At 45.4% G+C, this 10,890-nt stretch carries 10 protein-coding genes; 5 read left to right on the top strand and 5 right to left on the bottom strand.

Features of this window, described 5'->3' with window-relative positions:
• The first annotated feature begins 8 nt into the window (after positions 1 to 8).
• The 3 genes from ACZIX4_RS12935 to ACZIX4_RS12925 are packed head-to-tail and all read left to right on the top strand — an operon-like array spanning position 9 to position 1,921.
• Entirely contained in the window at positions 9 to 995 is a 987-nt protein-coding gene (locus tag ACZIX4_RS12935) for a PorP/SprF family type IX secretion system membrane protein (protein ID WP_463336057.1), read from the top strand.
• Positions 996 to 1,016: 21 nt separating this feature from the next.
• Complete coding sequence (locus ACZIX4_RS12930; RefSeq protein ID WP_463336056.1) at positions 1,017 to 1,538, top strand: hypothetical protein; 522 nt, start codon at positions 1,017 to 1,019, stop codon at positions 1,536 to 1,538.
• A 14-nt stretch (positions 1,539 to 1,552) separates the two neighbouring features.
• Positions 1,553 to 1,921 (top strand): heavy-metal-associated domain-containing protein, encoded by a 369-nt coding sequence (locus ACZIX4_RS12925; RefSeq protein WP_463336055.1) that lies wholly within the window; start codon positions 1,553 to 1,555, stop codon positions 1,919 to 1,921.
• A 64-nt stretch (positions 1,922 to 1,985) separates the two neighbouring features.
• Here the strand turns inward: ACZIX4_RS12925 and ACZIX4_RS12920 are convergent, their stop codons facing one another.
• The 4 genes from ACZIX4_RS12920 to ACZIX4_RS12905 all read right to left on the bottom strand — a co-directional run bounded on the left by ACZIX4_RS12920 (position 1,986) and on the right by ACZIX4_RS12905 (position 5,863).
• Complete coding sequence (locus ACZIX4_RS12920; RefSeq protein WP_463336054.1) at positions 1,986 to 2,852, bottom strand: DUF808 family protein; 867 nt, start codon at positions 2,850 to 2,852, stop codon at positions 1,986 to 1,988.
• A gap of 83 nt (positions 2,853 to 2,935) precedes the next feature.
• Positions 2,936 to 3,550 (bottom strand): peptidylprolyl isomerase, encoded by a 615-nt coding sequence (locus ACZIX4_RS12915; RefSeq protein WP_463336053.1) that lies wholly within the window; start codon positions 3,548 to 3,550, stop codon positions 2,936 to 2,938.
• A 97-nt stretch (positions 3,551 to 3,647) separates the two neighbouring features.
• A complete protein-coding gene (locus tag ACZIX4_RS12910; protein WP_463336052.1) occupies positions 3,648 to 4,937 on the bottom strand; it encodes a M43 family zinc metalloprotease in 1,290 nt (429 codons plus the stop codon).
• Positions 4,938 to 4,987: 50 nt separating this feature from the next.
• Positions 4,988 to 5,863, bottom strand: coding sequence for a T9SS type A sorting domain-containing protein (locus ACZIX4_RS12905; protein ID WP_463336051.1), 876 nt, complete (start codon positions 5,861 to 5,863; stop codon positions 4,988 to 4,990).
• A 186-nt stretch (positions 5,864 to 6,049) separates the two neighbouring features.
• Here ACZIX4_RS12905 and ACZIX4_RS12900 point away from each other — a divergent pair, with 186 nt between their 5' ends.
• Positions 6,050 to 9,214 (top strand): DUF4450 domain-containing protein, encoded by a 3,165-nt coding sequence (locus ACZIX4_RS12900; protein WP_463336050.1) that lies wholly within the window; start codon positions 6,050 to 6,052, stop codon positions 9,212 to 9,214.
• A 111-nt stretch (positions 9,215 to 9,325) separates the two neighbouring features.
• A complete protein-coding gene (locus tag ACZIX4_RS12895) occupies positions 9,326 to 9,769 on the top strand; it encodes a hypothetical protein (RefSeq protein ID WP_463336049.1) in 444 nt (147 codons plus the stop codon).
• Positions 9,770 to 9,786: 17 nt separating this feature from the next.
• On the opposite strand, the gene ACZIX4_RS12890 is transcribed toward ACZIX4_RS12895, so the two are convergent.
• Positions 9,787 to 10,872: an SGNH/GDSL hydrolase family protein gene (locus ACZIX4_RS12890; protein ID WP_463336048.1), complete on the bottom strand. Its 1,086-nt coding sequence runs from the start codon at positions 10,870 to 10,872 to the stop codon at positions 9,787 to 9,789.
• Positions 10,873 to 10,890: the final 18 nt, after the last annotated feature.

Genomic DNA, 10,890 nt, shown 5'->3' with positions numbered 1-10,890 from the left:
CAACAACAATGAAAAAATACATCACCGCTATATTTACGTTACTTACCGCACTTGCTGCCCATGCGCAAGACCCGGTTTTTACGCAGTACTTTATGGTACCGCAAACCATGAACCCTGCCTTTACTGCCTTTATGGAAACCACCAGCGCCGGGGTAATACACCGCAGCCAGTGGCCCGATGCCAAGCTGAAGATTAATAGCGACTATGCTTTCCTGAATACGTGGTCTGAAGATATGAACAGCGGTTTTGGCGGAAGCCTGCTGAGCCAGCGCGAATCATTCACCGGGTATGAGTTATTCCAGTTTAATTTGAGTTACACCTATCGCGTAGAAGTATCAGACGACTGGTATTTCCACCCGGCACTTGAAGCGGGCTACGGCAGGAAATCGTACGGTTTCCAGAACCTGGTGCTTGAAGACCAGCTGAACATAGGCAACGGTACCGTAGACCCTGTGAGTGGCGACCCTACTATAGGCGGCCTGAACAACAAAGCAGGGTATTTTGATATTGGTGCGGGTTTCCTTTTTAACAACAGGAATGCTTGGGCAGGGGCTTCGCTACGCCACCTGAACAAGCCGAATATTTCCTTTACACAGGCAGGCGATATACCGCTGGACATGTTCTTTTCGGTAAATGCCGGTTATGAGTTTTTGTTTTCCAATGTGTTTTTCACGTCAGATGCCAAATTACTTATTACGGCAAACTACATGCAACAGTCGAAGTTTAACCGTTTCGACTTGGGTGCCGGTTTTGTATTCCAACGCATTTTCTTTGGTGCCAATGCCGCTACCAACCCGGCACGAAACAGCCCGAATGCGCCGTTTATTACTTCGGTTAACCCATACCTTGGCATACAGTACGAGCATTTTAAATTCGGGTATTCGTATGATGTAATAAGCAACGGCATGGGTAGAAACGGCGGTGTGCACGAGTTCTCTATACTATACCAGTTTGACTGGGAGAAGAAATGCCAGGGTTGCCCGGAGTATTTTTAATAACCTGTATTTTAAAAAATAATGGCAGATACACCAGTGAACTATGATTTTGAGGAATATACTTTACAGATTACAGACCGACCTGACAATACCTGCTCGGTAAAACTTTTATCAGATGAAAATCAAAACAATGAAAAATTGTCGGCTAAGCGAAGAAAAGTTTATATCATATATTCAAATAAGATTTTATATGTAGGTGAAGCAGCTACATCCTTAAAGACAAGGTTTCAGAGAGGATGTATATTGTATAACTATTACACTAAAAATAATGTTGGCCGCAAAGGATACAAAGGCTATAAATGGTTAGGTAAAGAAAATGAAGTAAGACAGCTTAAAGTATATGCTGCTATTTTTAATGAAACCTATGATCCTAAGCATAAACGTGATTTTATTCAGGCAGTAGAAGGCGAATTGGTTTTCCTGATACGACAAAAAACAGGCAGTTGGCCTAAATTCCAAAATGAGATACATTTTAGGAATGAGACAGGTGCGCGCGAAACAGCCGAAAGCATTTATAAAAAAATTACCTATGTTTGCCCATAACAATTAACAACATTATGAAAGCAATACTAAAAACATTATTCATTGCCTGTACGCTGCTGCTTATTACCACAACAGCACAGGCACAGGAGCAGAAACAGAAAACGGTGCAGACCGCAGTAATCAAAACAAAAATTTATTGTGACCATTGCAAGGCCTGCGAAACCTGCGGCCAACGGTTTAACCAAACCCTGCTAAAGGAAAAGGGTGTGCAGATGGTGGCAATCGATGAAAAAGCCATGACCATTAAGGTAACGTACAACAGCAAGAAAACAGACCTGACCAAAATAAAGCAGGCCATTACAAAATTGGGGTACGACGCCGATGAACTAAAAGCCGACCCAACTGCCTACGAAGGCCTGGACGGTTGCTGCAAAAAGGCGTAAACATATTTACATAAAACAACAAAAGCCCGTAAACGGGCTTTTGTTGTTTTATGCAGTATTGGTTTTATTTCTTTACAAGGGCTACTACTTTTTTACCGGCAGTAATAACAAGCAGGGCAGCGATACCGCCTACAAGCCCTACAATTACTTCTTTAATTATTGGTGGCCACGTAGGCACCAGATGGTGCAAATAATCGATGCTGTGTACAAATATACCGCCCGACACCATAATAAGCGCCACAGTACCTATAACACCCAGTGCTTTTATAACCCATGGCAGCGCCTTTACCAGCAGGTTGCCCAGCTTAGAAAAGAAGCCTTTATTTTTTGAAACCCTGATTAGCCTTAAACCGGCATCGTCCATGCGTACTATAAGTGCTACTATGCCGTACACGCCTATGGTAGCCAGTAGCGCTGTAACACAAACGGTTAGTATCTGTATATTAAGCGGCTTGTCTAAAACAGTGCTAAGCGCTATGATTACTATTTCAAGCGAAAGAATGAAATCGGTAGTAATGGCCGACTTTATTTTAGATTTTTCTGCCTCTGCTTCGGTCTGGGTTTCCTCACCGGCTTCTTCATGTGCATCATGGCCGTGGTGGAACAAATATTCCACAATCTTCTCTACACCTTCATATGCCAGGTAAAAACCGCCTATAACCAGTACCGCTTTTATAGCAACCGGAAAGAACGCATTAAGTAACAATATTATCGGAATGATGATAACCTTGTTCAGCAGCGAACCCTTTGTAATCGCCCACAGTACAGGCAGTTCTCGTGAGGAAACAAAGCCGGTAGCTTTTTCAGCGTTTACGGCAAGGTCGTCGCCCAGTATGCCAGCGGTTTTCCCGGTGGCCAGTTTACTGGTTGCAGCCACATCGTCCATTAATGAAGCTATGTCGTCTAAAATTGCAAAAAAGCCTGATGCCATAAGGAGTTTTAGGTGTTTTGATTTGTCAGGGCGTAAAATTAGAAATTAAATGTGGAAATACCCTTAAGATATTTCTAAAGTAATTACTCGCCCGAACTAATGTACGCCTTCTCTATATAATCAAGGCTTGGGAATGCTTTTTTAAATTTGGCTTCTGCGCCAAACATCTCCGGGTGCTGCATTACCAACTCGCCATAACCCGAGTACAATCCCTCTACAATCTCCATACCCTCCGTCACCCTGCCGAAAGGCGTGTAACCACGCAGGCCGTCTACCATAAGGGTATCAAGCGACCCGTTATCCTTCAGGTTGATGAACACATCGGTACTGCGGGATTCCTTACCCTGACGGGCAAAGCTCACAAAACCCTTTTTGTTCTTTTGCAGCAACGGTTCGTCGGGCATTATCTTCTGTTTCCACGGCTTCATCTTAGCCCCGCTTATACTGCCAAACTGCGCCACAAAACCCTCTACCACCCTATAGGCCGGTTCACCGTCGTAAAAGCCGCTGTTTACCAGTTGGTAAAACCTGTCAGCCGCCACAGGAGCCCATGCACGGGTTACCTCTATTTCAAAATCGCCCCTCAGGGTTTCAAAGGTTGCGGTGTATACTTCGGGTGTTTTACCGGATTTAGGTTTTTCGGGTTTGCAGCCCGAAAACAGAATAATTATAGCAAGTAAGGGTAACAGTTTTTGCATGTACATCGTAAAAGGTTTTAGGGCGAAGGTACAGAAATAATACAAAAAAAGCGGCTGATTTTGCGCAATCAGCCGCTTAAAAAACTCCATCGAAAAACTACTGTTTTATAAAACGTAGTGAAGCCGTTTTGTTGCCATCCTCCAGTTTTACTATGTACACACCGGCGGTAAGCATTTGTATATCAATTTGTGTTTGTGTTGTATATGCACCTTCAGCCACGCGCACTCCCTGTACCGTATAAATCTGGTAACGGGCATTATCCAGGCCTTCACCGCTTATGGCAATGCTGTTTTGTGCGGGGTTAGGATATAGTTTCAGTTGTTTTTGCCAATGTTCCCCTACTCCCACCGTTGGTGCCTGGCACGCATCAGATTCCAAAAGCGAAGCCCTTCGCGGTGCATTTTGCAGTACTACCCACATACGGTCGTTTTGCCCGGCAGTAAACACGCTTTTACAAACATCTGGCGTGTAATCCATGTGGTTTTCTATCTGGTCCCATACCTCATCTTCAGGGCAGGTATCTACAGCAGTACAGTCAAAATGCAGTCCCACACATGCCGGGGTGTCTTCGCAATAGTCGGTAGCGGTGCATGAATTTTCATCGCCCCAAATGTGCCTCAGGCCAAGGAAGTGTCCCATTTCGTGGGTAAGCGAACGCCCTTTGTCATTCTCAGGGAAATACGTCGTAGCCGGGAAAAGATCGGAACTGCCAAACGCCTTAAAGGACATTACCACACCATCTATTTCGGCAGTAGCCTCAGCGCCTTCCAGCCCATCCAGCCCCGATGCTTCCGGGAAGTAGGCATATCCGCCCACCTGCGCCATAGATCCGCCAAAACGGCATACCCATATATTTATGTATCGCTCCGGGTCCCACTGGGTAGCGCCTTTCATATTGGTATCTACACCTTCCATAGTATTCCATGTAGCCAGGCCAAGGTTTTGGCGGTCAATGCCCGTGGTGGGGTTACCGTCAGGATCCTGCTGCGCAAGGCAAAACTGTATGTGGGTATCTACACCCGCAGTGTTTTCGGCATAACCGGGCGTACCCTGCATGCGCCTGAAATCCTGGTTAAGCACCTGCAACTGCGCAAAGATGCGTTCGTCCGGTATGTTTTCGCTTACGCCTACCTCGTCGCCATCGTGTATAACGTGTACTACTACCGGCAGGGTAACCACATTCTCTTCGTTAACCGAAAAGGCTTTGCGCGATGACCGCAGTTTTGAAGCCATCCAGCCTTCAAAAGCAGGAGTGTTGTTGTGTTGTTTATGCAGCCTGCTGTACTCTTCTGAAAAGCAGGGAACCAAAGCGCTCTTTTGCTGTGCAGACAGTGATGCCGTAATCAAAACCACTGCCGTAATATACAGGTATACAATATTTTTCATGGCCTGGGTGTTTTTGGGATTGTGATATTGGGTTTTGCTAATTCCTGTGCTTATTGTTTTATTACCTGTTTCACCACGCGGCCTTTATCGGTTTCTGCGGCAACAAGGTAGGTACCCGACTGTAAGCCTGTAAGGTCGATGTTAACTTCGGTACCGTTTTGCGGGATAAGTGTTTTTACGGTACGTCCGTTAATGTCGGTTACGGTAACTTTATTTACCGGTGTGCCTGCGGTGTTAAGGTGCAACACATCTGTCACCGGATTAGGATAGGCCGTGAAAGCAGGTAGCTGGTTGTTATCGGTACCGGCAAGTTCGCCCGAAGCAATGGTAAAATCATCCACAAATAGGTAGGTAACCCCGGTAGAGCCGCTGTGCCTTACAAGGAGGTAAACAGCCTGCCCCTGGTAGTCCGATATATCTATAGTGATTACAGACGACAGTCCGTTTACGCCATCCTGCGCCAGCGGGGTAGTTTCGTCTACAATATCAATAAGGTCCTGTATGGTACCTACAGCACTAAAAGCATCGGCTACAATGGCATATATCTGGTACGATGATACTGCGGCAGGTTCGGTACCAATACCGCATATCCTCAATGAAAAACTGATGTTTTCTTCTTCAGGAAGCTCTACGTAAGGCGATAAAAGGATGTTGTCTGACCCTTCTACAACCACAGGGTTGTTTTCATCGTCAATGTAAAAGTTGCTGCTCAGCATCACATTACCCGTAAAACCAAGTTGCACCAATACGGGTTGGGATTGCGCTATGGTAAACGTTACATCGTCCTGCCCATCTGCATCTACTCCGCCCCACTCCTCATCCTGGAGCTGTTGAAGGTCTTCAAAATCCTGCGAATAAATTACTGTTTGCTGTGCCAGCGAAATGCTGCCTGTAAGCAATAAACCTATGAGTACTACTGTTTTCATTATAATTGTTTTTAAGATTATGTTGCAAATGTATCTTGCAGGTTTTGTAAAGACTGTTAAGTTGTGTTAACGAGGGTTAAAGTTGGTTAAACCACTATAAAACAACGGGATAACACCTACACAAACCCATCACACAGGATAGTACAGGACAAAACATTTACACCCAAAACCTACATTTACAATTACATGCACACCCATACACCATACAAAACCGCCGTGAAACTGCACCTGCGCAGGCTTCTGTTACTATCGTTATTCATAACCGCTAATCTGGCATCGGCACAAACCAAAACCGGGGCAGGCGATTTCATAGAAAATACTTCGTATAGCAAAAACGACCGCAGTGCCAAACGTGTACTGCAATACACTCCCGAGGGGGAAGACTTTGTATGCGTTAACGGCACCAACCGTTTTACCCGTGCGCTCTACGGCAGCCACACCGAGTTCCGGATAGAAACAAGCGACAGGCCTGTGTTTGCCATTTATTCAAAAAAAAACAAAAAGCATATTGCGTTTAAAATAAAATTGGGCAACGATACCCTAGCGCTTGATTCGGTGTATTGCAAATCGGTATACAAACCCGGCAGGCGCGATTATGAGTTGAACGACACCCGGCTGGGGAAGGATGTATTTTCCGTTTCGGCACAGGCATTTTATGATAAAGAGGGCGGTATCTGGAAGTTCACATTCCCGAAAAGCATGGTAGGTAAAAACATAAAGCTGCTGTGCCTTACCTCGGAAATTAAGTCGGCCAAGCTGAACCGCAACGGCGACATGGGTGCCGACCCGCCCGATGCTTTTGAAATGCCGGAACACCCGCAACAGTTGAAGACTTTGGAGGCAGGAATACAACCCACGATATATGTGGTATACGAAAACGGGGAGCTTAAGCAAGTTGACAATACCCTTGGAGAAAAGCTGTACAACACTGCCGAATCTGCACGTAAAAAACTATCGCAAACCCTGAAAATAACCACACCCGACCCATACCTGAACCCACTGGGCGCTACCATTTCTATGGCTGCCGATGGCATTTGGGATGAACAGGTGTGGCTGCACGGTGCCATAGGCTGGCGCATGCAGCTTAACGGTTGGCGGGCTGCCTATACAGGCGATGCCCTGGGCTGGCACGACCGCGCACGTACGCATTTTGACAATTATGCGGCATCTCAGGTTACTGATGTGGAACCGGTATATCCGCACCCGCAGCAGGACTCGGTACTAAACCTCACCCGCGCACTGAAAAAATGGGGCACACCCATGTACAGCAACGGCTATATATGCCGCAACCCGAACAACAATACCCAGATGCACCACTACGACATGAACCTAGTGTACATAGACGAACTGTTGTGGCACCTGAAATGGACGGGTGATTTGGCTTACGCCAAAAAGATATTCCCTGTAATACAGCGTAGCCTGGCGTGGGAAAAGCGCAACTTCGACCCGGACGGTGACGGCCTGTATGAAGCCTATGCTGCCACTTGGGCCAGCGACGGTGTTATGTACAACAGCGGCGGCACTACGGTGGGTTCGGCATATAATTACCGCGCCAATGCTATGGCTGCTGAAATTGCGGCACTCATTGGCGAAGACCCCACCCCATACCGCGATGAAGCAGAGAAAATACTCTCGGCTATAAACGAAAAACTATGGCTGGAAAATGGTGGCTGGTGGGCAGAGTATGTAGATTTTATGGGTAATAAAATGGTGCACCCTTACGCCGGTGTGTGGTCCATCTACACCGCTATAGATTCCGGTATACACAATCCTTTTAAGGCTTACAACGCTACAAACTATGTAGACCGATACATTCCGCACATCCCTATAAAGGCTGATAATTTAGACGGAGAGTACAGTGCCATTGCCACCTCATCATGGATGCCTTATTGCTGGAGTACCAATAATGTAGCTTTCGCCGAAACAGGTCACACAGCGCTTGCCTACTGGCAGGCAGGCCGTGCCGATGAAGCCTACAAACTATTTAAAGGTGCCGTTTTAGACGGCATGTACCTGGGTAATTCGCCGGGGAATATAGGACAAATCAGCTACTACGATGCTGCCCGTGGTGAGTGCTACCGCGATTTTGGCGACCCTATAGGCGTATACTCACGTGCCGTGGTACAGGGGCTTTTTGGCATAGCGCCCGACTTGCTCCACGGGGAAGTAACGGTACGCCCCGGTTTCCCTGCGGGCTGGGAATTTGCCGAAATACAGCACCCGGATATGGGGTATTCCTTTAAGCGGAAAGGCAGTAAAGATGTGTATGTATTTACCAATACATTTGGCAAAACACTTAAACTGCATGTACAGGTTAAGGCCCCGAAAGACAGCATTGAATGGATAAAAGTCAACGGTAAAAAAACAAGCTGGGTTTTAAAAGAGGGAATTGAAGCCCCATTAATTGAAATCACCTGTGATTTCACTAAAAAGTGCACAATAGAAATCGCATGGAGCGGCAACGAAATAAAACCCGAAATCCTGAGGCCAAAACGCGATTTCAACCAGTTTGAAAAACGTGAACAGGGGCAAATGAGCTGGTGGGTACCGCAGGAATCTCACGAGAAAAAAGAACCTGACCCTATCCCTTCCAAAAATGCTTCTATCAACCTCAGCAATGCAGTGAAGCAGCAATATGCCACCGTAAACATGGACGCCGCACTCAATGCCTCAGTAACCGATATTTTTAAGAACCGCTACCTTACGCCGCGTTCTCCATACACCACCATGCAAACCCCGGTGCAGGGCGTAGGCGAATGGTGCCACCCAAAACTTACGTATGAGATTGACGACACCGGGCTTCGGAACGCCATAAAAAATGAAGTGCTGGAAACCCCGTTTGGCGTACCGTTTCGTATGCCGAAGGGTAAGCATAACATAGCCTTTACCACACTGTGGGACAACTACCCCGATTCGCTTTCTGTACCACTTAGCGGCAGGGCACAGCATGCTTACCTGCTTATGGCGGGTACTACGAACCCGATGCAATACGGGGTAACCAATGGGCTTATTACCATAACTTATACTGACGGTACAAAGACTATACTTGAGTTGACAAATCCCGATACCTGGTGCCCTATAGAGCAGGATTTTTATACGGACGGATTTGCCTTTAAACTGAATGCCCCTCGTCCTTACCGTGTGGCGTTTAAAACGGGGATCATAAGCCGTGATATGGAGACTGCCGCAGGTATAAAACCCACCGATGTATACGGGCGTACCATAGACGGTGGCGCAGGTGTTATCCTTGACATACCTCTTGATAAACACAGAGAACTAAAATCTATACAGTGGAAAGCCGTAGCCAATGAGGTTATTATCGGGCTGATGGCTGTTACGTTATTGAGGTAAAAGATAATTTTACTTAACTCTATAGCAAAAAATTCGGTTAAAATTTTAACTTTATCGCGCGTAATCAGCAAATATTGAATTCCTTTTTATCTCAAATTTTAATCATTACAAATGAAACTCTTTTTACACTTATTCATAACGCTTATATGCTTTTCGACTTACTCACAAGGCTTAAAATACTCCCCAACCAAGTCTTACCTTGTAAATAGGGCTAAATCAAACGGAGAAGAAAATAGTGAAAAGATGGATAAATCTTTTGAAGTAATTGTCGAAACGAATAAAGTTAATATTGGTGATAAGTTCTCCTTAACTATTACGAAAAGGGAATACCGTAAAAGTGACGAATGGACTATTGAAGAATTGAGTGTAGATGATCCTTCTACTAAATACAAGATTTGTAAAGTATACATAGCAACCAATCAAAATGATTACACGATATATGTTTCTTCATGTGAATTAGATGAAAAAAATGAACCATCCATGACCATACAATTCACGAACTCTAATTATACTGGATGGTACGAAATGTGGCGACGATATAGAAATGGTTTTTAAGAGTTTATAAGAAAATCTTACCACTGTATATGCCCCTCAATAAACTCAATCAGCTGGTCGGCCATGGCTTGTTGCTCTTTCCTTACCGGGTGAGAACCAGTGTTTTTGTAGGGGAATATGGTAATGTAAATATTGTCGTCTTCCAGCTGGCCTACCGCTTTCCTGATATAATCTGGCCACGCAGAGCCTTCCCTCGTGGCATCCATATTGCCTAAGGCGCAGATAATACTTGCCTTCGGGTGTTTCTGCCTGATAGAAGCGATAAAGTTTTTGTATGAGGTAATGATAAACTCTTCCGTTGGTTTAGTGGTACCAAACCTGTTTTTAAACTGTTCGTGTTCCGGCAGGTTTACCAGCCATGAATCGTTCTGGAACAGGTTAACCACCACTACATCGGGCTTGAATGCATTAAAATCCCATTTGCTTTTTGGGTCGAGCGGGTCAGTGCGGTCGTAGGTTTCCGGCATGATTTCAGGGAACCAGCTCACCATGATGCCTATACCGCTACGGGCTACTATTGATGCATTGGCATTAAAATGGCGTGCGGTAAGGGCTGCGTACGTATAGTAATTATTGAATTGCTCAGGCGTACCGGCATCCACACCGCCTTCAGGTACGTCTACGCCATGCCCGGCAGTTATGGAATTGCCGTAAAATTCTATTTTCCTTGTACGGGTATCTTTATATTTTAAAAGTGATGCCTTGCCTTCCAGCTCAAAGCCGTAAAAGATATTTTTAGAGGTACTGTTCGTCAGCTTATAAATTTCCAGAGTATGCTTACCGGGTTTAAGTCCTTTGGCTACAGTAAAAGTCCTTACTTCGCTATCCGATTGGAACCTGAACGCATTGGCAGCATCATTGTCTACAATGGCATAGAAATCGGCTTTTTCTTTCAGTGATTTCATTTTTACCGAAGCACCCGTACCCTTAAAAGCTATTTTTATGGAAGTCCCCGGCCAGTAAAACTGCGTTGAGTCAGCCTTAACCTCTACCCTGCCGGTGTAGCAGATTTTCTTGTTACCCGGCTTTACAACAACCTGCGCGTAACTATTAGAAATTATAAAACATACAATCAGCGTACACAGCACTTTTACTTTTGTCATAATAATTACAGGCTTTAG

The sequence above is a fragment of the Flavobacterium niveum genome, from assembly GCF_055231775.1.
The sequence above is the reverse complement of the archived record's forward strand: the minus strand, read 5'-3'. Positions and strand labels throughout refer to the sequence as shown.